Below are 25,083 nucleotides of genomic sequence, written 5' to 3'. Positions count from 1 at the left end.
GCCATGGCCCGTATGCGTAACGCCCTGGACGAAATCGTGGTCGACGGCATCAAGACCAACATCCCGCTGCACCGGGACCTGGTTCGTGATGAAGGCTTCTGCGAGGGTGGTGTGAACATTCACTACCTGGAGCAAAAGTTGGCAAATCCGGTTTGAAATTGATGGCCGGGCCAGTCAGATGATATGAGGCAGGAGCTCCGTAACCTCGCTCATCCGCTGCAACGCGCAACCTTTTCATTCGTGCAATCGGTAAGGGGGAGACTTGAATGAGTGCCCTGTTTCCCCCGCGCGTGGTGGATGGCAGCTAACAAACTATTGCCTTGCATCGCCGGGGGATTGCGAATGAAGCAGCATCCTATGAGCACCTTGCAGCCACTGATTGGGCTATGCGCAAAGGGTTTATCCGAGAGTGCGGAAGTTTTCCGGCGACATGACCCCTGCGGTGGTGGCGGGCCGTCGAGGGCTGAATGAACTGGCACAATTCGCTACCCGAGGCGGGCGCGAACTATCGCCCGACGTTGTGCAGAAGATGGCGCAAGAAAATGTCTCAGCGCATCTTCACTATCCTGCAGGCACTTGACGGTGATTACCCTTACCTCACTGAGGTGGCCGCAGTAAATTGCGAGTGCCGGATACTCCTGCTAATCGTGAGCTCTTGGAACGTCTTCAACGAGAAAAGACTGTAAGTAGCTACGACGTTAATAAGGGAATGATTGAGATAATCAGGAAGCGCAAATGAGACTGCGCGATCTGAATTACTCCATTGCGACGATGGTTAGCGCTGAAAAACGTCTACACCACGATGTCGGATGATAAAGGCGAATATTGCGTGAATGTTTTGGTTCGATTATGGATCGTCCGCTTTTGGCCGGAAGTGGATGCTCATGATCAGGGGGGCGCAAAACTGCCTTTCTTAGTGCGTGCTCTGAGCACCGATGCGTCCGCCCCGGCCACCTGTGGAGTCTGAATATATACGTCCTAATATGTTCGCAAGGAATCGACCATCACTGCGGCACAAGTGAGATAGAGATCTTGCCCCCCACAGCTGGAATCTAACAATGTGCAAACCGCTCGCTTAGGCAAGCGAAACTGACTCCCACTTAATTGTCAGGTCTCATGAACGACCTATCCAAAAATTTCAAAGATCGGTTCGTTGCATCTCTGCCACAGATTCCTGCAGATCTCGACCTTCATCTTGATGAGTTCGTTTTGTTTGACCTGAGTCCCTTCCCGACCGACTCGCAAGAGAAGATTCAAGCCTTCTGGCGGCATTGGGGCTGGCGCGTGATGCCGCGCCGTTTCTTTCGTTCTACGTGTCCCTGCCCGACTGTCTGAGCGACGTTGGTATGCAGAGAAGCGAAAGCTCTTTATGGCGGATCAATAACGAGCTAAAGCGGACATGATAGTGAGGTAAACACTGAGCGAGTCCAAGCCCTGCAGTAGTGAATTGGCTGAGTGGTTTGCGTCAAGCAGACGATGAGTAACGATTGCTTGGTCTCCTAGATACTGGGAACTATGGGCCAGGGTTTCTCTACTCACTGTCTATTTGGTCTCTAGCGCGGTGAAGAGTGTGGTATGAGACGGCTTGAGTCTCGCTCGAGTGCGCGCAAAACTCAAACTGAGAAGATTTCTCAGGTCATCACCACAATAGAAGGAAGCTAACCCAATACAAATTTGGTAGAGGCGAATGGAGACCGATCGTCGGAATGGGGCCAATGCAGATTCACTTATGGTTGGATACCATGGCGCCAAGTGATATCAAAGGGCTATCATCCAGGGTATTCATTCATCACTCAAAAATATCAACCGATAATACTGGAAGTAATCATGTTTACTCAATGGTCGCGACTCCAGTCGGCTCTCTTATTCCTCATAACGCTATCAGTCGCTGAATCGGCAAAATCCGGGCCTCAGGATGCGAAAATGGAGCCAGAAACCAAATTAGATCCATGGATGATTCGGGTGATGGTACTGGACGTGATCCCCGTCGGTTTGACTTCGGAGATCTCAACTATTGGAGGAAGAGTAGAAACGTCACGAAAAAGTATACTGGGGATTGATTTCAGCTATTTCATGACTCAACACTGGGCTATAGAACTCCAAGGCGGCCCATTCGAACGCGACTACTGGATCAAGGATTCGAAAGGAGGCGATTTCAAAATCGGCTCTGTTCGCAACACTGCACTTTCATTAACGTTGCAGTATCACCTGTACCCTAGCGCAAAATTGAGTCCCTATATAGGTCTAGGAATCAATAAAGCTTGGACTCGCGAAGTAAGCCCCGCCCCAGGCATTCCTAACTTCGACGTGAAGAACATTACCAGCACCATTTTCAATGCCGGAATAGATTATCGTCTCGACTCTCGGTGGACACTAAGCGGCAATTTTCGCTACATAAAAAGTCCAGAATATCGATTCAATGGGCAAAATTTCGAAAGCGTCGTGTCCATGGACACTTTGGTAGTTGGTGCAGGACTAGGATTCCGATTTTGAGGTGTCACAGCCGGTGAATATTTCACTTACAAACTCGGCGGCGGGTCAGAAACAGATTTTTGCGGGCGAGGTGCCTTATGCTGGATATTGAAACGTTGTACTTCAGTAGCGCTATCAGCCGCACTGCAATCCTAATGATCTTCGGTGTGTTAGCACTTAGTCAGCCCAACATTACCTATCTCAGGCACTGGAGCTTAGCCTTGCTGAGCTCGGGCATCGCGACTTTGATGAGTCTGTATTTCAGTGAGACTTCCGTGCTAACACCGGTGATACTTGGACTTTTCATGGTAAGCCTTGGGACATCCTGGAGCGGTTTGCGGCTCTTTAACGGGCGCTCATTTAACATTAAATTGTTGCTATTTCTAACTATACTACCATGCGTACTCTATAGCCTTGCGATCCACTTAAGAGTTCCGGAGAAGATAACGCTGCCGTTCATTTACTTCAGCGCTGCGTCTCTAGCGGGGCTTTGCTTGCATGAAATACTAAACTCCCACACCCCGCGCCTTTATTCCCAATACTTTGTAGGTGTTGCTTTCGCAGGCTACTCACTTGCACTGGCAATTTCTGGCGCCCTTGTTCTCATCGGTTGGCTCGATGCGAGCGCAAAAAAAAGTGCAGTTGCCTCCATAGCAGTCGACCAAATAGCTAGTATATTTGTCTACTTTGGTTACATCGCTATGGCGCACGAAAGTGCAGTCCTGGACTTGAAGCGCAAGGCCGAGACCGATTCTCTTACGGGATTGACCAATCGTCGCGGAGGTCAACGGGTACTGATAAAACTCCATGCCGATACTAATGAAAATGCGCTGGGAGGACAGCAATATAGTGTCCTAATAGCTGACATTGATCATTTCAAACAGATCAATGATACGTTTGGGCATGAAGCTGGAGATAAGGTTTTGAGCTTGATTTCTCAACGTTTAACGAGCGCTATGCGTAAACGAGATAGCGTTATACGATGGGGTGGAGAAGAGTTCCTGATTGTCTTGCCAAATACCGTTATTGATGAGGCAAAACAGATGGCAGAACGCTTGCGGAAGCTGGTGGGTGAGGAGGTTTTTGTTTTAGGACAACACCAACTAGCTGTAACATTTAGTGTAGGTATCGCTGAATACCGAAAAACTGATAAGACGTTTGAAAATACCCTTGCCAGAGCAGACCAAGCACTTTATCGCTCCAAACATGAAGGTCGAAATCGGGTAAACTGTCAACCGCCAGAGCAAATTGAAGACGCACTATAGATCGAGGCACTGATAACTTTCAGCCCCGATGAGAACTTTCCAACCGGCCGGCACCCTTTTAAACTTTAATACAGCAATGAAGGGCACAGTACACGTCATATAATAGCTGCTCTGCACTAGTCTTTTTTTATAAAGGGTCACCACTATTAGGTACTATACCGACAGCATCTAACCAAGGCATCTGGTTAGCGCCACAATACTAAAATATAGCATGCCTTTTAAGCTACTGGACACGAACATAAGAGTCAGTTCACACTTGAAAAGTGTCCCAGAGGTGGGCCATTTTTTCCGCAACTACAAGAGCGATGAATTGCGCTCGTCTTGCGATAAGCCTAAGGTAACGCGCCCAATCACCGACTCCGCCCCAATCTGCGTTCCGCGTGCCAAAGAATGCCCACGCGCGTTCCATCGTGGTCAAGCGCTACTTCTGCCTTTAAAGCGTTTTGGAAGCGTGGCTACGAACCAGATTCCGTGGCGGAGCTTTCTATGGCGATGGCCATCAGTCCGCCCAGCCTTTATGTGGCGTTCGGCAACAACGCCAAATTGTTTCTGAAAATGGTCGCCTATTACGAAGAGACGTTTGGGGTGACACGTGGGCGCGCATGGAGAGGGAACCGCACATAGTGCGCGCCATGGGCGAGTTCTTTCATAGATCGGCGTCAATTCTGACCGAGATGGACTCCCACTTTGGCCGAATGGTCGCACTCGCGGCATTCAATGGCCCGGACGATGTCGGAGAAGCTATAGATTAAAACGCGTCGTTGACATGCCTTTATGATGCGCATGCATGCCCCAGTGATGATGTGGACGGAGATAGAGATGCGGAAATATCCTTCAACATCAAACGCGCTGACCGTCACCGCCGCGACCATATGCACGACCTCAATCAATCACCGCTTCTTTGCAAGGTGATTGTTTGAGGGAGCAATATCTTCTGGCTTACCCGACAGCAGCATAGATCCACCAGCTATGCGTACTGATGACGTTTTATCTCGGCTGGCATTTGACCTGGTACGCCTGCCTCCAATTTCGGATCACGGCAGACATTCGTGTACCGAGCATGTCGATCGCAGTTTGCGCGACCTGTAAATCCTTAAAAATCAATGGATTGTATCAGTACGTCAAGATTCCACTCTTAAGGTGTTTCAGGTAACGATTGTTTTGGCGGCATGCCCGTACGCGTAAATGCAAGCTTCGGCCCATCTACCGCTTAAAATATAGCGAAGATAAAAAATTAAACGCAGATTTATGACTCATGAATGCGACACTCATCGATCACTATAGGATACATTCCTAATTAAGAAACAACGATTTATTGGGGCAGTCATGAATAATCTAGAAGCTTATTACACCGAGGCCGCTAGCCGCTGCATAACACTGACCGAAGTGGCGGTGGATGATGTTAACATCATCATGAGGTCACTAAAATCGTTGGAGGATCTGTCTAAGACGGCCAGGATTAACGTATCAGAGATTGTAAACGTGATACCGAAAGGCGACATAAATTTGATCTCATTACCAGCCACACTGCTTAATAGAGAGTTGGCAAACCTTGACGCTGAATTAAAAGACTTAACACGATCGATTAGAAATATAATTAGTGAAACATTACTGAGCATGAATGCGGACCTGACCAATTTAACGGCTCAATATGTCGGGGCCCTAGATAGCCGCTCTGAACGTGCGCATGCTAGTTATCAGCTTACTGCGAAGCGATGCTCTAACTTATTGCATAGCCTCGGTGAAGAGCTAATGAGTGAGGGAAGACACTCAATGCGCAGATGAAAATCTGAAGTTTGACTGAATGGCAACCAACATCCATATTAAATAATATAAATTAACGATTATTCCGAGCAAAATAAAACCAATTTTTGCTTGATTTATAACCATCTATGACCGCTTAATCTTTTCCACGGTCGAAGTGAGATAAAGCAGCACATCCTCGACTTAATTAATACGATACGCCAATATTCATCGGCCCATCGTTTAATAGTATTCTTTAGAGCTTTTAGAATGAGGAATGTATGAATTATGATGCATGGTGAACGTCCTGAGGTTGAAGATATAAATAGCGAAGAGCGATCAGCCCTAGCAGAAGTAGAAGGCACAGCTATGATTCTATGCCTTGTCACACGCATAACGGGAATGAGGTTTGCAGCTATTTCGAAATTTGCTGAAGGCAACCTAGTCGTTTATTCAGTACATGACCCTCAGCATCTGGGTATTATTACTGCTGGCCAATCTTATGAATTAGAGGAAATGATCTGTAGCGAATTACGACATCATCCGATGCCCTTATTCATACCAAAAGTCAGTGCTGACAAAAGAAGTGCTTCTAGAGCTGTAGTTAAAAAGTATGAGATTGAGAGCTATATTGGTGTGCCGATATTTTTACCGGATGGACGACTATACGGCACACTTTGCGTACTCGATTCAAGGCCTTTTCTTTTCGAGGATCCTGACCTAGAGGATACCATGACATTATTTGCCAATTTGATAGGATGCATCTTTTACTCTAATCTCATAACAGAATAACTATACCGACCGACTACTCCGATCTAAATTAAACGTCGATGCTGGGCATCCTAATAGGATCCATTAGGCATTGCGCCATGTTTTTAAACTAGGTTATAGAAGGTCGATGTATCAACATCCCCCCCAAAAAAACAGTAACACACCTTATACAAAATAAATATTAGCAATCAAGTAGTTTAGGCTAGATAACTAGCGTAGTCATCTTGAAAGACGCTGGAGCCGCAAATGTTGAAGAATATACTAACCGATATAAGCGTTAGATCAAAGTTAACGCTGGGGTTTTCAATTCTAGTAGTATTAGCCTTGTGCATCGCATTAACAGGATGGGTTGGGATAGCGTCGGTAAGTGAGCGGAGTGAACGAATTGCAAATATTGGAGAGTTGAGCGCACTCAGCCGTGACACGCGCATCGGGCGGCTAGCTTATACAATTGATTATGATGACCAACACGAAAAAAATTGGCTTGATTCTATAGAAACACTTCAAAAACATCTTCAACACTTGAAAACAGTCTTGAATTCGCCAGCCAATTTACAGCAGGTCAATTTTGCTTCCCTCGCTTTGGCGGACTATATTGCAAATTATAAACTCTTCATTAAAGCTACAAATGATCGTGAGCAAATGAGAACGATTTTTGCAAAAGAAGGTCAGCTGTCATTTGCTAAGGCTGAAAAGCTGGAGTGGGTATCCAATTCCTCAGTGGGCACTCCTGAAGAGCGAGAAACCGCAAGTCGCATGATAAAACTCATCCAGACAATGAGATTTGATGTGCGCGGTTATTCTTATAATCTGAAACCTGAGTCGCTTGATCGAGCTCGGGCATCAGTAACTCTCGCGATTGACTTTGCTAAATCTCTACCCGAATCTTTCGGAGAGGGTGAATTATCTGACGGTTTGAATCAAAATCTGATGAGCTATCGCAGGGGCTTTGAGGATTTCATAACAGCTCAAGCCAGGATAAATGAAGCTCAGGACAATATTATAAAAAGTATAGAGAAATTATTATCAGCCTCCCATAACCTCACAAAAAATCAAGTTTCACTTCGCATTAAAGATCTCAACGACGCTAGAACCTATCTTTTAAGCTCGTTAGTGCTTGCTTTCTGCGTTAGCATCTTTGCTGCCAGGACAATAACTCGGCTTATTGTTCCACCACTAAAAAAAGTACTCTCAGCCCTAGAAAAAGTTGCTTCGGGAGACTTTAGCCAATCGTATAGAAGTGACCGGAAGGATGAGTTAGGCTTGCTGGCAAATAGCGTCGAAACCATGACTATCAGTCTTCGATATCTAGTTGGAGGCGTTAGAGATGGCGTCACACGAATTGCAAATTCCGCAGGTCAGCTTTCAGCCATAACTGAACAAACAAGCGCAGGCGTTACCAGTCAGCGGAACGAAACAGATCAAGTTGCGACTGCGATGAACGAGATGGCAGCTACCGTTCACGAAGTGGCTCATAGCGCAGAACAAGCATCTGCAGCAGCGGTGAACGCATCTCTAAAAGCAAGACAGGGAAGCGATATAGTATCTGAGGCTGCCCACCTAATTGAGAATCTTGCTGCAGAGGTGAGTAACTCCAAGTCGGCAATGGACGATTTGACGATCGAAAGCAACAAAATTGGTGGAGTACTAGACGTTATAAAGGCTGTCGCAGAACAAACTAATTTGTTGGCTCTAAACGCCGCGATTGAAGCGGCCAGGGCAGGTGACGCCGGTAAGGGATTTGCGGTCGTGTCTGAAGAAGTCAGAAGTCTGGCACAAAGGACACAGATATCTACTGAAGAGATTGCGAAGTTAATTGAATCACTTCACATCAGGACATCGGAGGTTTCTCATAAACTTGACAGTAGCTTGAAACTCAGCAACGCAAGTGTAGAACTGACCCGCACTGCGGGGCATACAATTAACGATATTAATCAGTCTGTAGCAACTATTGAGGCTATGAATCACCAGATCGCAGCAGCAGCTGAAGAGCAGAGTGTAGTGGCGGAACAAATAAGTAGAAGCGTTGTTAATGTCAGAGAAGTTTCTGAAAAAACCGCATCTGCTAGCGCGGAGACTGCAGCCTCTAGTGCCGAACTAGCAGGCCTAGGCGCTCATATGCAAAGCCTTATAAGCAAATTTAAACTTTAGCTAATTTATAGTTGAAACTAAGTTAAGGCAACGCAAATAATTAAACAAGACTTAACCAAAAATACCCACCAAGAAAATATTTAATTTCACACTCCATTGAAACCCCCTGATCTATCTTAATACTTGCCGCCGCCCAGCTTTTTAAGCTTCGCAGCGGCATGCAAATTTATCATCTTGCATCTTTTAAAACACTATACAATTCAAGAATGCTTCAAGAGCTTTTGATTATTGTACTGGCGGGATGCTCAAAGAAAGCCTGAAAATAATACTTGCAAAATAGTTGATAGTTAAGGAAACCACATTCCCGTGCAACACTTCTAGGAGAACTCGCCGCTTTAGACAAGAGTATTGATCTAGCCTTTTTAATCCTAGCATTTCTTAAAAACAAAATCGGAGTAATACCTTTATACCTCTTAAATCCATTCTGCAAAGATCGAACACTCATTCCCGCCATCGCTGCAACTTCACCCACTGTCAGATCTGGGTCCGAATTGTCGATCATATATTGTGCGGCGATTTTAATAGAATGCGGCGTTGGCAAAACAATATTATTTTCATCGATAAGCATTCGAGTATAATTATTGGGGAAAGAGTGCAAAACATATCCCAACAAGCTTTCTTTTAAGCTGTCGGTGATTTTTTTGGGGGGGTGCTTGGTGTTCGCCATTAAATCAAAGATCAGGGTTGCGAAAGTCTGAATAGTTCCAATTTGCTCTTTAGTTGGTCTGTACTCATTGAAATAAACTCTAGTCTTAGGTGGGATGCCGAGCATCATTGTTAATTGCTTACAGATATCAAAATTGGATAAGTACAAAGTCGTATATTTTGTGTTAGGTAAGTAGGTACTTGAAAACACATTTCGCTGATCCAGCAATACAATAGCACCGTTACCAATCCGATATTTTCCGAAATGCGTCTTCCATTCGCCCCCCCCAGCATGGGCAATTGTTACCACAAAACCATCTATCTCGTTACTGGTCTGATACGACCATCCCGAGTTACTCATAGAGGTACTCAGAAAGGATCCACCTAAAAAACATATCTGCTTAGAATAATCGAGGCAGCCGTTTTCACCTCCTTGAATGGCCATATAGTTATCATGGGTATGAAAGTGTTCCGAAGCATCGTCCAAGTGATTGATGTGCAATTTGTGAAATCCGTAAGTGTTCATCGCTCCCCCTTGCTACTCTTCGAACCTATCTTTAATAGTGTAGCCCTACATCTAATAATATAGAACCTTAACTCCAAAAGTACATTCAGGACCATCATAGGAATTTTCTATCAATACATCGTATACCCTATTGAAATTTGATATTATCATCTCTGGTCGAATAGCATCAAGCTTATGGATCGCTAATGTAGTAGATCAGGTACTACATACTTAGCGTTTCTTGTAACTGTCTCGTATATAGTATGTTTTTTCATAGCAGCTATGATAGCGAATCAACATGCGAGAAAGAGACACCTTCACAAATCAATGACATGTATTACATGAATCTGTTCATTAGATCGTGCAATCCTATCCACTCACGGAAGAGGAAAGATAGCGGCGTAAACCATCTAAAACGGATAACTTTTATGAGCATCCCTTCAACAGGACTCATCAACTATAAAGATAACACTACAGAAAATTCTTATGTTGATTAAAAGTCTACGCGGCTTTGACACATGCCTAAGTACTCCTAACAGCGACAAAGCCTTGGAGTAATAATCATCAGTTTAGAGGAAGCTAATCATGACTTCACTTGATCTCATGAAAACGCAGGTGCATGACGCAGAGAAAAAACTCCAGAACCTCGATATCGAACTACAAACTCTCATCTTTGACCCCGCGTCACCTGCCAGCATTAATGCTGCCATTGTCGAAGTGAACGAATTGATAGATTCGCACTGTGCAGGGTTTAGTGAAAACGCGATACTTAAGCCGATGGTTGATCAGTTGAAATCACAATACATTGAGATAATTCTTGAAAGAGCATCAAGTGCACACCGGAAAACTGACAGCTAGCAATCGTCTTGGTCTGGACATCTATAACCTTTAAGCTGTGCATTGTTGATATGTAACGAACCGGACTTTCAGAAATTCATACACCTTTCTAAGAGAGTCTTACGAGGTTCACAACATTGGATATTATATTCTTGCTTGAAAAGCAATTTTTCGAGTTCGCCCACAGTAAACAATGGGTGGATGACGCGGGAGTATTCACTGCCATGCACAATATCTGGCTTAACGCAGTTACCTTTCGGGCTACACAGAATTTTGACAACCCGCGCAGATCAAATAAATGCTGCACGATCCTGAAATATATTCCGCCCAGGTAACGCGCCTGTCAAATTAATGGATCAAAGCATTATGAAACCGCGCCAACCAGCCACCCTATCCTGTGTTTTGAAAAATCACGCGAGACCGTAGATTCGGAAGTCAACGATAAAAACACCATCAGATCACTCCCCCTGACATAGGCGGCGCTGTATATGAACGTCGTGGCATGAATCACCGAATCTTGGCAGGCTATAACACCGTCAGATAAAGATGGGTATTCAACTGCTGCGATTCATGCCAACTAGCTTCACATTGAGAGAATCATAACTCTCCGGTCAGAAATTGTGCCCGACCGAAACCAAAGCTCCAATCAGCGTCTGTGTTTGTCACAACTGAAACTACAACGTCACGGGATTCAATCCCACATTTTTCCTGCAGACCATGAGCTAGCAACTGATAGAATTTTACCTTTGCGTCGTCAGTCCTAGGACGACTGATCACGCTGATCACAACTATCTTATCCGTTCGATGAATACCAAGACCTGTGTCTTCCACAACCATTCGGTTAGGCCGGTGCTCATTAACGATTTGATACCTATCTCCCTCTGGTACTTGAAATGCCTCCACCACGGCGCAGTGTACAGCGTCGAGCAACGTTCTCGTTTGGTCATCGGAACGCCCTTCTATAAGGTCGATTTTGATCAATGGCATGGCTTATCTCCAATAATATCCAAATGCAGCGGGATCTAAATAAAAAGCTATAAAAATATAGCGTCTGTGACTGCACGCAGATAACCAATACAGCCACACTTATTCCCAACGATTAATTATCACAAATATCCGCCGAAAAAAAATTAAATAAATATTAATCCTTGACGCTTGGGTGAAAATGGAATGCTACATTTAAATTTCACTAGTAGCGACTGACCTTTTTATGCCGCCAATTGCCCAAGAATTGTCTTGCGATTCCTACCAAAGAAATAAGTTCCACCGACCACAGAGAAAATTGCGCCTAAACTATAACTGTAATAAATTTCTGATTTTTCATACCAAGCAATATTGTACGACAAGTGACATCTTACAATGCTGGACATTGCCTAAAGCATATCGGGACGATGACTTTCTGAAAATTCTTAGATTCCCAGGAGATTAGAAAAAAATTAAGAAAAACTCACTTATTCACTAAAGTTTTAGTCCAAAGCTCCGATACTCTTTTCACTGTGCAATTTTGCCAGCAGGAGCAACGCCATATAGGACATGATACATTTCTGGGGGATTTAAATGTTTAGCTCATTAAACCGGCTACTGGCCAATATATCAGTGCTTTCAAAGCTTCTGATGGGTTTTGGAATCGTCATAGCATTAACGATCACAATCGCATTTAATGGATGGTCAGGCATTTCAAAAATAAATGATCGCAGCAAACGAATAGAAGAAATTTCAAAGGTAGGAACCCTTACGCGAGATGTTAGAATTGAACGTCTTTCATATATTATAAACTCTGACCAAGATCACGCAGACTCTTGGCTAAAGGCGCTGGACTCATTAGAATTTCACGTCGACAAGTTGCGCCCTAACTTTGATAGTGCAACAAACGCCCCTCTTTTTGACACGATGAAAAGTTCATTGGCGGACTATCGAAATCAGTATACCAGTGTTATTCAGGGTATTAAAGCGAGGGAGTCGACACGCGCTATACGCACTAATTTGGCAACCTCTGCGAATCAAAAAGTCACCAAGCTTGAAGCGTTCTCAGACAGCCTTAACGGTAATACTGATTCACGCTCAGCGCTAAGCGCCGCACGTGAACTTATTCAGAAAATGAGGCTTGATGTAGTAGCGTATACCTTCACGCGCAGCGAGAGCACTCAAAAAACCGCACAAAACTCCATCATTGAGGCACTAAAAAGCGTTAAAAACCTCGAGAGCAGTTCATTCCCTTCTGATGTTGTTAAAAGCCTTGAAGATACTCTTTCTGGCTATAGAGATACGCTTGACGATATAACCAAAGAGCAAGTAAAAATAGACCAGGCTCAAGTAAATATAACGACTGACATAAGAAAATTACTTGAAACTGCTGATCAGTTGTTTGTTAACCAAATTGAATCCCGAAAAGCTGACACCCGCGATGCAGAATATCTTCTGCTAGCAGGATTGACCGTCGCGTTTATTTTAAGCGTTATTGCCGCGTTTATTATCGCACGCCTGATAGTTACGCCTTTACTTCGGACTGTTTCAATCGCAGAGCGGGTAGCTAATGGTGACTTGACTTATCAGGAGGCAGGAGAGAGAAAAGACGAACTAGGCCGCCTGCAAAATAGCATGCGGAGAATGACATCAGATCTGCGTACATTGATTGGAGGGCTGAAAGACGGAGTTGTCCAAATCGCAAGCGCGGCCGAGGAGCTATCGGCGGTGACAGGGCAAACAAGTGCGGGCGTTCAGAGCCAGAAAATTGAGACCGATCAAGTAGCAACCGCAATAAATGAGATGGCTGTTTCTGTACAAGAAGTTGCGCTCAACGCAGAGCACACTTCAGCGGCGGTTGTTGCTGCCGCTACAGAAGTTCGCTCAGGAGATATGCTTGTGAATAAAGCAGTCAAACAAATTGAAGTCTTGGCTACCGAAGTTAGCAACTCACAGCTAGCCATGAAAAATCTCAAGCTGGAAAGCGACAAGATCGGAGGCGTTCTGGATGTTATCCAGTCTATAGCTGAGCAAACTAATTTGCTGGCTTTAAATGCTGCAATTGAAGCTGCAAGGGCAGGCGAAGCAGGTCGCGGATTTGCCGTTGTCGCAGACGAAGTGAGAAGTTTAGCTCAACGAACTCAAATTTCTACAGAAGAAATTGCCGAGTTGATCAAGCGTTTACACAAAGGAACAGAAGAAGTTTCAGTGATACTTGATGATAGCCAGGCATTGGCTAAGGACTCAGTTGAGATCACTAGACAGACAGGGGTAGCTCTGGGGAGTATTAGCCGTTCTGTCTCAGATATCGAACTACTCACTCAACAAATCGCCTCATCCGCAGAAGAGCAGAGCACCGTTGCCGAAGAGATAAACCGCAGTATCATGCATGTGCGGGATATTTCTGAACACACTGCGTCAGCTAGTGAAGAAACAGCTTCCTCATGCGCTGAACTGGCAAGATTAGGCATACAGCTGCAAACAATGACAGGAAATTTTTCAGTCCAAACCTGGACTCTTCTTGATCGGAAAATGGTATCTGATCAAGAAGTTTTTTCTTAGCCTAATCAAGTTTACGCGAAGTTATACGCTTATTAAATTTTTCACATGTGAACCCCGCAGAGCAATTGATTAGTGGCAAATTATTATAATTACGTACAGAGCACTACATCAAACTAAAAACTGTCACTCAGATAATTCCTTTTCATAGACCACTGGTCGATAGTTGCCACTGTAGCAATCCTGAAGCTACCCCTCCCATTTAGAAAATTGATACTTTCCATCACCTTATCATTGGTTCAGGATTCCGACGTCACTCAGGCGGGAGCATATCTGGCTGCTCGTCCTCAGCAATCACGAACTGACTTACGACGATTCCTGCCTTCGCATGTGGGTATCCCGCTTACAACGTACTCATCGCATGTACGTACAGACAGGTCCTCAAGCATGCCATTACCGCGAAATTCGATATCCATAACCGTGGCCTGCTGCATGGTGTTATTGAATTGAGTCAGTAATCCTGAGCGTTCCAAAATCAGCATATGAGGGTCTACTTCGAAACGACCAAAGGCCTTGGATTGACTCTCCATGAATGGCCGATGCTCCTTTTCTTATAGATGAATATCCACCTTCTCAGCTGGATAAAACTCACCCTCCTTCCCTATCTGTTGGAGCCGTTCACGCACAATTACCTCTACGCGGGCCACTGCGATTTGATCGTCAGAGTCGACCAACTCGGACAATCTGATGNGTGCCCTCGCTCATCATCTCGTGGGTGAAGACCTGTTCGCCACGCCATAGGCATAGCTGGGTATGAGTCCCGCCGAGCCATATTTCGTTGATTGATCCAAGGTCAGTCGTAGGCAGTTGATCCACGGTGATTGCCTTATCCATTGCGCTGTACCTTACCAACGGGTAGATAAAGGTAGACTTTCAGGCATAGCGGGTCGTTCCAAGTATCTGCAGTTCAACGGCGCCAATGGTGGAAAGTACGCCTCGGTTGAAGGTCGGACAATTGAAGGCTCGCCATTCGCTGCGCAATGGGTTGCTGGCCGGGCAGCGGTATTCCTTCGCCCCTTCATTCCAGTGGAAATCGTTACTCGAAAAGATGTTGTTCTTACGCTGGGTTTTGTCCCGCACAGGCACTTGCGGCTCAATGTCTTTTTCCTCCACCATCCAGGCCAAACTCGACGCGGTACCTTAATCGGTGTCGCCAATAAGGCGCTCTGGCTTGATCTCGAACTGCGCTTCGACCCGATCGATTATTGTCTTGGTGATCTCGACTTCTGCGGTTCGATGAGCCGGTGTGGATACCACATCCTTGATCACGCCGTGCTCGGTATCGATCAGATAATTCGTGGAGTAAGCGTAGAAAGCTGGGCCGCCTGGAGCAGCGATCCAGCGGACTTGAGGATCCGTCAGCGACAAGCGCTTCGGTAGCATTTTGCCCAAAGCCTCTTCGCCGAGGCCTTCAAGTTTAATCCGGAAGAGGCGAAGTATGCGAATGGGGTGGTCGTGGAACAACCTTATCCGACGGATGATGTGCGGTTACTAACGCGGTTTGAGGTGGAACAGGTATTTCGGATGGGGTTTAACTACAGCAAGGCGGAGGTGCTGTTGCTGGGGCTTTGTCAGCCTGGGGAATATACCGATGATCTGTTTGCAGTGTCGCAACCTGCTGAAGCGACACGGGCGATGTCGGTATTGGATGAGATCAATGGCATTGAGGGAAAGGGACGTTGCGTTCGGCACGTGTGCCGATGGATCCTGTTTGGGGGATGCGGCGGGAGATGATGAGTCAGAGTTATACGAGGCGGTTGGATCAGATGTGGAAGATATCGTGCAGATAACCGCAATTCCGGGCATCGAAACAGCTACTGGCATACGTTGCCGCTCTTCAGTCTTCCAGTCACCACCTTGATGCGGTAAGCGTATGAGCGCCCGCTGCAACCTTGTGCGAATATTTGCCTTGAGTCGTCACAAGCCACGTGATCTATTTCGACACGACAATTCGGAAGCGCATATTCATCAACGGGCAAGTCAGGAGCAACAATGGCAAAGGTCTTTTTTTAGTATTCTCACGATGACGAGCAATACCGTGATCAGTTAGAAAAACACCTGGCGTCGTTACACCATGAAGGGCTCATCGAATCATGGCACGACAGGCGAATTCTGGCTGGCCAGCATCTTGGGTATGAAATCGACCAACAGATCAATGCGGCCGACGTCATCCTGTTGCTCGTAAGCTCAAGCGTTCTCGATTCTCGGTACTGCTATTCCATCGAAATGACACGAGCCTTGGAGCGAAATGCCGCAGGAGAAGCGCAGATCAGCCCGGTGATCGTCCGGCCCTGCGATTGGCATTCAACCCCGCTGGGCAATCTGCTCGCTGCGCCCAAGGATGGCAGAGCCGTCACGACGTGGCCGAATTACGACGAGGCCTACACCGATGTCGCGAAGCAGATCCGAGCTGTGGTCACACGCATCTCACCGACAGTGACCTCGCCCGCTCCGCTTGCCGTTCCAACTGAGCCCTCTTTCTCGGCGTCAGTAGCTGCCCTCTCTCGCTCAAGTAACCTCGCCCTTAAAAAGACGTTCAGTGAATTGGATGCCGATAGGTATTTGCAGGAATCGTTTGACTTCATTTCACGCTTTTTCGAAGGTTCGCTGCAGGAGCTGGAAGCTCGCAATGACGGGATCAGCTGTCAATTTCGCCGCATCGACGGCAATACCTTCACCGGTGCGATCTATCGCCAAGGTAACAAAGCCAGCGAGTGTTCCGTAACACTTGGCGTCATGGGCGGAAGAAGTATTGAATACTCCAGCAGTGCATCTGCTCGTGGTGGCTTTAACGAGATGCTTTCGGTGGATCATGATGATCAGTCACTATTCCTTAAGTCACTGGGTATGGCTATGCATGTCTCACGCTCACAAAAACTGACACAGGAAGGCGGTGCAGAACTGTTTTGGTCAATACTCATCGGACCACTGCAGCGATAACTTCGACACGAATCGGAGTGTATGCGCTGCATCAAAACGATCATGCTCAGCAGGCCAGGCTCCAGCGTGAGTTGGAACGCTAGACGTGTTAGGGAAGCCCCAGTAAATTTCCGAAGTGGCGGGCTTCCAAACTCGTTGAGCATCTAGTCCATCATTTGGCGGAGCTATACGCTGACTGCTTACCGCTTGAAAATGGGAGTGCTTGCAACGCTGTAAAGAAGCGATTTAGCAGGTGCACTGATTGCATTGCTGTGCGGCCCAACGTTTGTAACATCGATCTCAATGACGCCTTCGTCACCAAGTAGCACGTTCCCATACCGACCTATTCTGATTGCCCATATAGGCCGCCAAATATCTTTCCCATCATCCGATACGATGCTCTTTTCAAAAACGTACCGACCTGAAATTACCCCCTCTACAATTTGAATAGTCAATCGTCCCCTTGCCTCACCATAAGGAGTGGACACCGCAGAAACTAGGTCATCTGTTGCCGCAAAGGAAACACCAAAATTGGCCTGGGCATGATTCAAGGCAAAAAACTTTGTCAATTCCGCGAGCAAATAACCGCAATACATTTCAATGCTTTCGCAGTCGTGTCTGGTGCTGTCAATCAATCGCTGGTTATTCAAATCCACGTGCTGAAAAATCATGACGCTCTCCCATCCTAGTTGGAGAGGCAAGTCCATTTCAGCTATCCAGCTCAGCAAGATTGTAGCCTGAAGTTGGGTGCCGATTAGGCCCAAGGTGCGACACACCAACATCATGCTCAGATCGATGGAAAATCATGGAGTCTCTAGCTGATTTGAGAGCATCCAAAAGACGTCCCAAGGCCCTATTGCGCAGCCCGTCGCCAAGACTTTCTGCGTTTGTGCAAGCCGCACAGAATCCAGCTGCCAATCTGGAATCCGCAACCCACGATTACCCAGACCGATCGCTAACAACCGTCCCGCCTTGATTTCCCGACTCACTTGCTCCCGCGACATTCCCGCCAACCGCGCAAAATCTGGCACCGTCAAATTAGTCGGCGCCTCGTACGTCGCCAGCATTGCACGACGCTCACGCTGTATATCCGAAATAACCGACTCATCTGCCACCACCGCGACCTCTTGTCGCGCTGCCGGACGGGAAGCATCACCCTCAGCACCGGAGAACGCCGTAACCCCTTTCCGCGCACTAGCGACGTCATAGACCAACGAAGTGCTAGTCCCACCCTCCGCCGTCAGCAGCGAAGCAGTCCCTTCCAACCGAATCGTCAGCGGCGAACACGCAGCCTCATGCCTGCCCTGCGGCCAAAGCTCAACCGATTCGCCCAATCCTGCAAATGGTCCGGCGCTGCTCGATGTATCTGGCGTGGTTGTAGGTAACACTGACTTGGTCCGGATCCGCATGGGAAAGCTGCGAATCAATCCAGTTTTTGGGATAACCAATCTCGTGCAGTGCAGTGGAAATCGTTGCACGCATGCCGTGGCGGTGAGCTGGTCGGGGTAGCCCATTCGGTGCAGGGCATTGTTCGGTGTGTTCTCGCTGATCCGCAGTTTTAAGTTGCTGCGATGTGAGAACAAAAACTTCTGTGCGGGTACGACTTGGTCAAGCAGGTAGCGGACGATTTCCATTGCCTGGACTGAAAGCGGAACACATAAGGTGGGATTTCACCGGCCGGCTTATTGCGCTTGCGCATCTTGAGTTGGATGCTGTTTGACCTCCTCCGGCGGAATTACCCACAGCTGCTTCTCTAGGTCGAACTGATCAGGCGCGGCGTAGCGTAGTTCACCCGTTACGACCCTCGTCAGCAGGTAGGGGTTGTTCGCCACCGGTGGTTTGGGCGGTGCGACGACGTCCAGGTCTGAGGCAGGGTTGAGTTCTATGCCTTCAACTTTTACCAGGGCGTAGCAAAACATTTGGTTGAACAAGGTTTGGCATTTTTCGGCCATGGTGAAGGCTTTGCGTTGCTCGATGGTGCTGAGGATCGCCAGCAGATCGTGGCGGGTGATGCTTTTGATGGAGCGCTCAGCCAGGGTGGGCAGGATGTCTTTTTTGAAGACCCTGAGGATTTGCGATAGCGTGGTTTGCTGGCCTTCTTTCAGGCTCAGGCGGCGGAAGTTGATCCAGTCGTTGTAGACCGCTTGAAAGGTTTGTTTTACTTCGGCTTCTGCCTCGACACGCTATTGCTTGCGGTGGGCGCACGGGTTGATGTTTTGGGCGAGCAATTTGCGCGCTTCATCGTGATATTCACGTGCTTGTTTCAGGCTGACCGTAGGGTAGCAGCCGAAGGACATTTTGACTTGCTGACCCGCCCAGTAAAAACGGAACAGCCAGCGCTTTTTGCCGTTGACCGGCACCATGAGGGACAGGCCGTCAAAGTCGCCGATGGTGTAGGTTTTATCTGTAGGTCGGGCGTGCCGAATCGCCATATCTGATAGAGGCATGGTGAGCTCCTGTTAGAGAGTCAGCACCCTATGCTCGTCTGGCGACCTGAGAGGATCCAGCAACAATACGAATTTGAGTCTTTCCGGAAAAGGTACTCAAAAAGTACTTAAACGTACTGGATCACCCTGGTTTTCAGTGGTTTTCCGCAGAAACGAAAAAAGACGCCGAAGCGTCTATTTCGTGGATCCCAGTGCCCGATGGACATCTGTGGATCAAATTTTGGAGCGGGAAACGAGACTCGAACTCGCGACCCCGACCTTGGCAAGGTCGTGCTCTACCAACTGAGCTATTCCCGCGTCTTGGTGATGCGCATTCTATAGAATTATCAGAACCCGTCAACCCCTTGATTCAAAAAAGTTTTATTTCTTTTCAACGGTGGTACGCAGATGCGGCCAGGCGGCGCGCAGATACTGGAGCATGGACCACAAGGTCAGGCCGGCGGCGATGAGCAGCAAGGCGTAGCCCAGCAGGACCCAGAACGTGAAGTCCGACGGGTTGGCCAGCAGGATGACCAGCGCGAGCATCTGCGCGGCGGTTTTCCATTTGCCCATGTTGGAGACGGCGACGTGGGCGCGGGCGCCGATTTCGGCCATCCATTCGCGCAGGGCCGACACCACTATCTCACGGCCGATGATCACGGCGGCCGGCAGGGTCAGCCACAGGTTGCCGTGTTCCTGCACCAGCAGGACCAGCGCAACGGCCACCATGAGTTTGTCGGCCACCGGGTCGAGGAACGCGCCGAAGGGCGTGCTCTGTTCCAGGCGGCGGGCCAGGTAGCCGTCGAGCCAGTCGGTGGCGGCCGCAAACGCGAACACCGAACTGGAAGCCATATAGCTCCATTCGTACGGCAAATAAAACAACAGAATAAAAATCGGAATAAGCAGGACGCGTAGAACGGTGATCAGATTAGGGATATTCATCGGCACAACTGGCTACGAGGTGGAAAGGCATTCTATTCGCTATGCAGATTCGCATAAATCAACTCAGCGAGCTTTTTACTGATACCGGGTGCTTTGGCTATTTCGTCAATGCTGGCACGGGACAGCTCCTGCAAGCCACCAAAATGTTTAAGCAAGTCGCGACGCCGTGTCGGCCCAACGCCCGCCACCCCTTCCAGGGTTGAGGTTCGCCGGGTTTTGCCGCGCCGGGCACGGTGGCCGGTAATTGCGAAACGGTGGGCTTCATCGCGGATCTGTTGGATCAGGTGCAGCGCCGGTGAGTCGCCCTTCAAGGTGAACTCATGGGCGGCATCATTCAAGTACAACGTCTCGAAACCGGCCTTGCGCGTGGCGCCCTTGGCCACGCCTAGCAGGATCAGGTCGGGCACCGCCAGTTCGTTGAGCACGTCGCGGGCCATGGACAACTGGCCCTTGCCGCCGTCCACCAACAGGATATCCGGCAACTTGCCTTCGCCGTCCTTCAGCTTGCTGAAGCGCCGCGTCAGGGCCTGGTGCATGGCGGCATAGTCATCGCCGGCAGTGACGCCTTCGATGTTATAGCGCCGGTAATCGGATTTGATCGGCCCTTCCGGCCCGAACACCACGCAGGATGCCACGGTGGCCTCGCCGCTGGAGTGACTGATGTCGTAGCACTCCAGGCGCTGGGGCGGTTCGTCCAGGTTGAGGACTTCGGCCAGGGCGTCAAAGCGTGCGGCGACGTGCTGTCGATTGGCCAGACGTGCGCCCAGGGCCTGTTCGGCATTGGTCACGGCCAGTTGCTGCCAACGCGCGCGAGTGCCGCGTACGCGGTGGCTGATGTCCAGCTCGCGGCCGCGCAGCTCGTGGATCGCCTCGATCAGCGTGGGAAAGTCTTCGTGCACCACGTTGACGATCAGTTCCGACGGCAAGTCGCGCTCGGGGCTGCTGACGTAATACTGGCCGAGGAAAGCGGCCATGACTTCGGCCACTTCTTCGTCAATACCGGTCTGCGGAAAGAAATTCTTGCTGCCCAACACCCGCCCGCCCCGCACGCTGATCAAGTGCACACAGGCGCCGCCTGGGTTGACGAAGGCCGCGATGACGTCCACGTCGCCGGTGCCGCCTTCCATGCTCTGCTGATCCTGCACGCGCCGCAGCAAGGAGATCTGGTCACGCAACTCGGCGGCGCGTTCGAAATCCAGGGTGCTGGCGGCCTGCTCCATGGCGCCGGAGAGTTCGTCGGTGAGGGCATTGCTGCGCCCTTCGAGGAACATCACCGAATGGCGCACGTCCTCGGCGTACTCGGCCGGGTCAACCAGGCCCACGCAAGGCGCTTTGCAGCGTTTGATCTGGTATTGCAGGCACGGCCGCGTGCGGTTCTTGTAGAAGCTGTCTTCGCACTGACGCACAAAAAAGGTCTTTTGCAGCAGGCTCAGGCTTTCGCGGATCGCGCCGGCGCTGGGATAGGGCCCGAAATACTTACCCTTCTGCTTCTTCGCACCCCGGTGAATGCTCAGGCGTGGGAAGTTGCCGTCGGATAAAAACACGTAGGGGTAGGATTTATCATCGCGCAGCAGGATGTTATAGGGCGGCCGCCATTCCTTGATCAGCGTCTGCTCGAGCAACAGCGCTTCGGTTTCATTGGCGGTGATGGTGGTTTCGACCTGAGCGATACGCGCCACCAGCGCAGCTGTCTTGGACGCGAGCCCGCTCTTGCGAAAATAGCTCGCCAGGCGGTTCTTCAGGTTCTTGGCCTTGCCGACATACAGCAGGCGTGCCTCGCTGTCGAACATGCGGTACACGCCGGGGCGGCCACTGCAGGTCGAGAGGAAGGCACTTGGATCAAACGGTGTAGTCATGTCAGGCGCTGGCGTCCACCATGCCGTGGCGCACTGCGAGCAGGGTCAATTCAACATCACTGCTGATGGCGAGCTTCTCGAAAATGCGATAGCGGTAGGTGTTGACGGTCTTGGGCGACAGGCACAGCTTGTCGGAGATCGTCTGCACCTTCTGGCAACCGACGATCATCAAGGCGATCTGGATTTCCCGCTCCGACAACGCATCGAACGGCGAGTCGCTGGTGGGCTGGAAAGACTTGATGGCCAATTGCTGGGCGATCTGCGGGCTGATGTAACGCTGGCCGGCAAATACCAGGCGAATGGCTTGCACCATCTCGGCCAGCCCAGCGCCCTTGGTCAGGTAACCGGCCGCTCCGGCCTGCAACAGGCGTGTCGGAAACGGGTCTTCTTCACACACCGTCACCACGACGACTTTGATATCCGGATGGCTGCGCAACAACTTGGTCGTGGCGCCGAGACCGCCGATACCGGGCATCTTGACGTCCATCAGCACCACATCGGGCTTCAACTCCCGGGCCTTGATCAAGGACTCTTCCCCTGACTCGGCCTGGCCGACTACTTGCAGGCCATCGATGTCAGCCAGCATTCGTGTAATGCCTGTACGAACGAGATCATGGTCATCGACTACTAGCACCCTAATCAAGCAGACACCTCGCGATATGGTCTTATAGGTTGCTGAACACCTTAGCAAAAAACCAAGGCGCAGACCTAGCTGCAAGCGTCATATATATAGAGTTTGAATACACGGGGGCCGCCCGCCGAGAGGCGGACGGCTCTATTTTGCTGGGCAACAGGTCAGGATTCTTGAGGCTGCTGCTTGGCTTTTCCATTAAATGAAACGGAGTGTTCGGCCAAGGTTGACGTCAAGCGGCGGATCGCCGCTTGGTCTTCCTTGAACATCGCGCGATAATTACCCAACACTTTCTCCTCAATCTCGCTGAGGTTTTCCAGCTGAATCGGCGTAGCAGTTCCGGTCAACACGTAAAGTACATCTACACCTTTTGCGGCGACTCGGGACAAATAATCGGCCTTGGGCGCACGCCCTCCACTTTCATATTTGCCTTGTGCGTTGGCTTCAACGCCTCCTATTTCACCGAATACTTTTTGCGACAGGCCAAGCCGCTCTCTTTCTTGCCTCAAACGCGAACCGATTCCACTCATTTGGATGTATGATCCTATTTGGCACACCCCAAGAGGTGACACGCTCATCTCTTAGTTAAACAAACTTGAACGGTTTTGAACTATGCCCGGAATCCGCACTGCTGCACAAGCCAAGGCCTGGCTGGAACATCAAGGAAAGTCAGTTCAAGCGTTCGCCCGTGAGCACGGCGTTGATCCGGCTACCACGTATCAAGTGCTCGCTGGGCGTAAAAAGGGACGGCGTGGAGAGGCCCATAAGGTGGCGGTCCTTTTGGGCATGAAAGAAGGGATCATCCTTGCTGAGGCTGATGGCCAACACAACGTTCAGGAAGTCGTTTCCTGAAGCCAGTATGCGCTTATTAGCATCAACTGCATGGTTTAGGTTCAACGGCAAACACGCTCCATCCGCCAGAAGCAGTCTTCTTCACCCACGATGCTCATCCCACTGCGCTGATAGAGCCTCTTGGCCGGGTTGTTCTTAAACACGGTCAAGCGCAATAAACCCGTCGCCTGCGCCTTGAGCGCCATCTGTTCCAACACCCAACTGCCCGCACCAAGCCCGCGATACGCCTCAAGCATATGCAACTCACGGATATAGAGTGCCCGCCTATCGGCGCTCAGGCTGATAAAGCCCATCACGGTGTCATCGTTGCAGATCAGCCAGTTCTCACGCCCGGCCCAAGCGATGTCGAAGCCCTGGTTGGACCACACCAGCTCGTATTGCAGGTAATAACGGCTCATGGCCGCAAAGGTCAGGCTTCGAGCAAAGGGAAGGTCCTGGTCTGTTGCCGCACGCAGATTGAACGCCATTCAGACGGCTACCACTTGGCCAGTCCATGGCCCGCCATCGCGACGGGCAATCACCAGCGCATCGCCAATACCGGGCGCCGCGGCCAGTAAGCTGCCATCAACCGCCCAGATCGCGCTGCGGCCGGCGCACACATAGCCACCCGACGGGCCACCATGGTTGGCCATCAGCACCAGCAAGCCATGTTCGGCCGCATAGCCCTGGAGCAACGCGCTGTCAGTGGCATAGCCACCTTCGCTGATCAACACGCCGGCGGCGTATACCGTGGCTCCCGCCTCAGCCGCCAGGCGCGGATGGCTGGCATGGGAGAAGTCCGCGCACACCGCCAACGCGATACGCTCGCTCCGCCATTCGAGGGGCGCACCGCCCTGCCCTGCGACAAATGCCCGTTCTTCGCCAGGATGCAAATGCTGTTTGGTGTAGACCGCCATTGAGCCATCCGCCCCCAACACCAGCGCGCCGATCAACACACCGGCCTGTGGCGCCAGGCGGATGGGCATCCCTACCACTGCTGTCAGCCGCAGCGCCTGGGCCATCTCCCGCAGCGGCGCCAAGACAGGGTCGTTTGGCGCAATCGCCAACCCGGCCGCCAACGAAGGTTCATACCCGGTCAGCGACAGCTCCGGAAACACCAGCCATTGCACGCCGTGCCGGGCAGCCGCGCCCATGAACGTCAAGTGCCGTTCGATATTGGCAGTAAGGTCTCCGGCGATGGAAATGGATTGAGCAGCAGCAAGGGTCAAAGCAGTCATGGTCGCGTCCAAGCAATCGGTATCAAAGTGGGATCAGCATATCTCGACCTATAGCCGTTGGTATCCACGTGCAATAGAAATTAATGATTGAGTCCTCCTGCCCGCCTCTAGTAAGCTCGCCCCATCATTTGGAGACTCACCATGTTGCCACTTACCCACACTCAGGTTTGCCCTGCTGCCAGCGCCCAGCGCTTGGTATCGGCTAACCGTGTGAGCGGTTCGAGCGCACCGGTAAGTTTTTATTTTGGGTATTGGTTTAGCCACTGGCTCGCCTGATACCTGAAATCGGCGGCCACTACTCAAGGGGTCGCCTACCAAAGAAATCTAAC

General features: G+C 49.6%; 23 protein-coding genes, 1 tRNA gene and 7 pseudogenes. 13 read left to right on the top strand and 18 right to left on the bottom strand.

Going from position 1 to position 25,083, the window contains the following annotated elements:
• The 3 genes and pseudogenes from AO064_RS30580 to AO064_RS29855 all read left to right on the top strand — a co-directional run.
• Positions 1-156, top strand: a pseudogene (locus AO064_RS30580) (acetyl-CoA carboxylase biotin carboxylase subunit); the annotation flags it as partial.
• A gap of 1,767 nt (positions 157-1,923) precedes the next feature.
• Positions 1,924-2,493: an OmpW/AlkL family protein gene (locus tag AO064_RS29860; protein ID WP_167355346.1), complete on the top strand. Its 570-nt coding sequence runs from the start codon at positions 1,924-1,926 to the stop codon at positions 2,491-2,493.
• A 77-nt stretch (positions 2,494-2,570) separates the two neighbouring features.
• Positions 2,571-3,737, top strand: coding sequence for a GGDEF domain-containing protein (locus AO064_RS29855; RefSeq protein ID WP_064055516.1), 1,167 nt, complete (start codon positions 2,571-2,573; stop codon positions 3,735-3,737).
• 659 nt (positions 3,738-4,396) lie between these two features.
• On the opposite strand, the gene AO064_RS31030 is transcribed toward AO064_RS29855, so the two are convergent.
• On the bottom strand, positions 4,397-4,627 hold the full coding sequence (locus tag AO064_RS31030) for a hypothetical protein (RefSeq protein WP_167355345.1): 231 nt from the start codon (positions 4,625-4,627) through the stop codon (positions 4,397-4,399).
• A 436-nt stretch (positions 4,628-5,063) separates the two neighbouring features.
• On the opposite strand from AO064_RS31030, the gene AO064_RS30850 reads away from it, so the two are divergent.
• The 4 genes and pseudogenes from AO064_RS30850 to AO064_RS32000 all read left to right on the top strand — a co-directional run bounded on the left by AO064_RS30850 (position 5,064) and on the right by AO064_RS32000 (position 8,402).
• Entirely contained in the window at positions 5,064-5,522 is a 459-nt protein-coding gene (locus AO064_RS30850) for a hypothetical protein (protein WP_147469875.1), read from the top strand.
• Positions 5,523-5,768: 246 nt separating this feature from the next.
• Positions 5,769-6,272 (top strand): GAF domain-containing protein, encoded by a 504-nt coding sequence (locus AO064_RS30570; RefSeq protein WP_082894009.1) that lies wholly within the window; start codon positions 5,769-5,771, stop codon positions 6,270-6,272.
• Between the two features lie 225 nt (positions 6,273-6,497).
• Positions 6,498-7,544: pseudogene (locus tag AO064_RS32005) on the top strand (methyl-accepting chemotaxis protein); the annotation flags it as partial.
• On the top strand, positions 7,539-8,402 hold the full coding sequence (locus AO064_RS32000) for a methyl-accepting chemotaxis protein (protein ID WP_425262155.1): 864 nt from the start codon (positions 7,539-7,541) through the stop codon (positions 8,400-8,402). The pseudogene AO064_RS32005 and the gene AO064_RS32000, both read left to right, overlap by 6 nt.
• A 211-nt stretch (positions 8,403-8,613) precedes the next feature.
• On the opposite strand, the gene AO064_RS29840 is transcribed toward AO064_RS32000, so the two are convergent.
• Complete coding sequence (locus AO064_RS29840; protein WP_064055513.1) at positions 8,614-9,573, bottom strand: helix-turn-helix domain-containing protein; 960 nt, start codon at positions 9,571-9,573, stop codon at positions 8,614-8,616.
• A gap of 564 nt (positions 9,574-10,137) precedes the next feature.
• On the opposite strand from AO064_RS29840, the gene AO064_RS29835 reads away from it, so the two are divergent.
• Positions 10,138-10,410, top strand: coding sequence for a hypothetical protein (locus tag AO064_RS29835; RefSeq protein ID WP_064055512.1), 273 nt, complete (start codon positions 10,138-10,140; stop codon positions 10,408-10,410).
• Between the two features lie 576 nt (positions 10,411-10,986).
• On the opposite strand, the gene AO064_RS29830 is transcribed toward AO064_RS29835, so the two are convergent.
• Positions 10,987-11,376, bottom strand: coding sequence for a tautomerase family protein (locus tag AO064_RS29830; protein WP_064055511.1), 390 nt, complete (start codon positions 11,374-11,376; stop codon positions 10,987-10,989).
• Positions 11,377-11,946: 570 nt separating this feature from the next.
• Here AO064_RS29830 and AO064_RS31995 point away from each other — a divergent pair.
• Both AO064_RS31995 and AO064_RS31990 read left to right on the top strand, forming a co-directional pair.
• Positions 11,947-13,002 (top strand): annotated as a pseudogene (locus tag AO064_RS31995) (methyl-accepting chemotaxis protein); the annotation flags it as partial.
• Entirely contained in the window at positions 12,988-13,914 is a 927-nt protein-coding gene (locus AO064_RS31990; protein WP_425262154.1) for a methyl-accepting chemotaxis protein, read from the top strand. The pseudogene AO064_RS31995 and the gene AO064_RS31990, both read left to right, overlap by 15 nt.
• 113 nt (positions 13,915-14,027) lie before the next feature.
• Here AO064_RS31990 and AO064_RS31985 read toward each other — a convergent pair whose 3' ends face one another.
• The 4 genes and pseudogenes from AO064_RS31985 to AO064_RS29810 all read right to left on the bottom strand — a co-directional run.
• Positions 14,028-14,135 (bottom strand): DUF4113 domain-containing protein, encoded by a 108-nt coding sequence (locus AO064_RS31985; RefSeq protein ID WP_082894007.1) that lies wholly within the window; start codon positions 14,133-14,135, stop codon positions 14,028-14,030.
• A 63-nt stretch (positions 14,136-14,198) separates the two neighbouring features.
• Positions 14,199-14,441: a hypothetical protein gene (locus AO064_RS31025; protein ID WP_064055509.1), complete on the bottom strand. Its 243-nt coding sequence runs from the start codon at positions 14,439-14,441 to the stop codon at positions 14,199-14,201.
• Between the two features lie 21 nt (positions 14,442-14,462).
• A pseudogene (locus tag AO064_RS29815) lies at positions 14,463-14,745 on the bottom strand (hypothetical protein).
• A 123-nt stretch (positions 14,746-14,868) separates the two neighbouring features.
• Positions 14,869-15,336: pseudogene (locus AO064_RS29810) on the bottom strand (IS5/IS1182 family transposase); the annotation flags it as partial.
• Here AO064_RS29810 and AO064_RS30560 point away from each other — a divergent pair.
• A pseudogene (locus AO064_RS30560) lies at positions 15,328-15,701 on the top strand (DUF4113 domain-containing protein); the annotation flags it as partial. The pseudogenes AO064_RS29810 and AO064_RS30560 sit on opposite strands and share 9 nt — an antisense overlap.
• A gap of 235 nt (positions 15,702-15,936) precedes the next feature.
• Positions 15,937-16,851, top strand: a pseudogene (locus AO064_RS29805) (toll/interleukin-1 receptor domain-containing protein); the annotation flags it as partial.
• A 179-nt stretch (positions 16,852-17,030) separates the two neighbouring features.
• Here AO064_RS29805 and AO064_RS29800 read toward each other — a convergent pair.
• From AO064_RS29800 to AO064_RS29760, 9 genes are all read right to left on the bottom strand, one after another.
• Complete coding sequence (locus tag AO064_RS29800) at positions 17,031-17,537, bottom strand: hypothetical protein (protein ID WP_147469642.1); 507 nt, start codon at positions 17,535-17,537, stop codon at positions 17,031-17,033.
• A 96-nt stretch (positions 17,538-17,633) separates the two neighbouring features.
• Entirely contained in the window at positions 17,634-18,464 is an 831-nt protein-coding gene (locus tag AO064_RS31445; RefSeq protein ID WP_064055507.1) for a MerR family transcriptional regulator, read from the bottom strand.
• Positions 18,465-18,512: 48 nt separating this feature from the next.
• A complete protein-coding gene (locus AO064_RS31980; protein ID WP_425262153.1) occupies positions 18,513-18,935 on the bottom strand; it encodes a tyrosine-type recombinase/integrase in 423 nt (140 codons plus the stop codon).
• Positions 18,936-19,013: 78 nt separating this feature from the next.
• Positions 19,014-19,277, bottom strand: a complete 264-nt coding sequence (locus AO064_RS31430) for an Arm DNA-binding domain-containing protein (RefSeq protein ID WP_244159550.1) — start codon at positions 19,275-19,277, stop codon at positions 19,014-19,016.
• A 221-nt stretch (positions 19,278-19,498) separates the two neighbouring features.
• A tRNA-Gly gene (locus tag AO064_RS29780) sits at positions 19,499-19,574 on the bottom strand.
• 63 nt (positions 19,575-19,637) lie between these two features.
• Positions 19,638-20,198 carry a CDP-diacylglycerol--glycerol-3-phosphate 3-phosphatidyltransferase gene (gene pgsA / locus AO064_RS29775; RefSeq protein ID WP_012723427.1) on the bottom strand — a complete coding sequence of 187 codons (561 nt, stop codon included), beginning with the start codon at positions 20,196-20,198 and terminating at the stop codon, positions 19,638-19,640.
• Between the two features lie 32 nt (positions 20,199-20,230).
• The gene (gene uvrC / locus AO064_RS29770) at positions 20,231-22,054 is read right to left on the bottom strand and encodes an excinuclease ABC subunit UvrC (RefSeq protein WP_064055504.1); all 1,824 of its coding nucleotides are present in this window, start codon (positions 22,052-22,054) and stop codon (positions 20,231-20,233) included.
• Position 22,055: 1 nt separating this feature from the next.
• A complete protein-coding gene (gene gacA / locus AO064_RS29765; RefSeq protein WP_003190387.1) occupies positions 22,056-22,697 on the bottom strand; it encodes a response regulator transcription factor GacA in 642 nt (213 codons plus the stop codon).
• A 152-nt stretch (positions 22,698-22,849) separates the two neighbouring features.
• On the bottom strand, positions 22,850-23,215 hold the full coding sequence (locus AO064_RS29760) for a helix-turn-helix domain-containing protein (RefSeq protein WP_012723425.1): 366 nt from the start codon (positions 23,213-23,215) through the stop codon (positions 22,850-22,852).
• 82 nt (positions 23,216-23,297) lie between these two features.
• On the opposite strand from AO064_RS29760, the gene AO064_RS30550 reads away from it, so the two are divergent.
• Positions 23,298-23,537, top strand: a complete 240-nt coding sequence (locus AO064_RS30550) for a DNA-binding protein (protein WP_080567175.1) — start codon at positions 23,298-23,300, stop codon at positions 23,535-23,537.
• Positions 23,538-23,578: 41 nt separating this feature from the next.
• Here the strand turns inward: AO064_RS30550 and AO064_RS29750 are convergent, their stop codons facing one another.
• Positions 23,579-24,004, bottom strand: a complete 426-nt coding sequence (locus AO064_RS29750) for a GNAT family N-acetyltransferase (protein WP_012723423.1) — start codon at positions 24,002-24,004, stop codon at positions 23,579-23,581.
• The gene (locus AO064_RS29745) at positions 24,005-24,754 is read right to left on the bottom strand and encodes a carbon-nitrogen hydrolase family protein (RefSeq protein ID WP_064055502.1); all 750 of its coding nucleotides are present in this window, start codon (positions 24,752-24,754) and stop codon (positions 24,005-24,007) included.
• Between the last annotated feature and the right edge of the window lie 329 nt (positions 24,755-25,083).

This window comes from Pseudomonas marginalis (assembly GCF_001645105.1).
In the GTDB taxonomy this organism is placed as follows: Bacteria; Pseudomonadota; Gammaproteobacteria; order Pseudomonadales; family Pseudomonadaceae; genus Aquipseudomonas; species Aquipseudomonas petroselini.
Note: the sequence above shows the minus strand (reverse complement) of the source record. Positions and strands in the feature narration are given on the sequence as shown.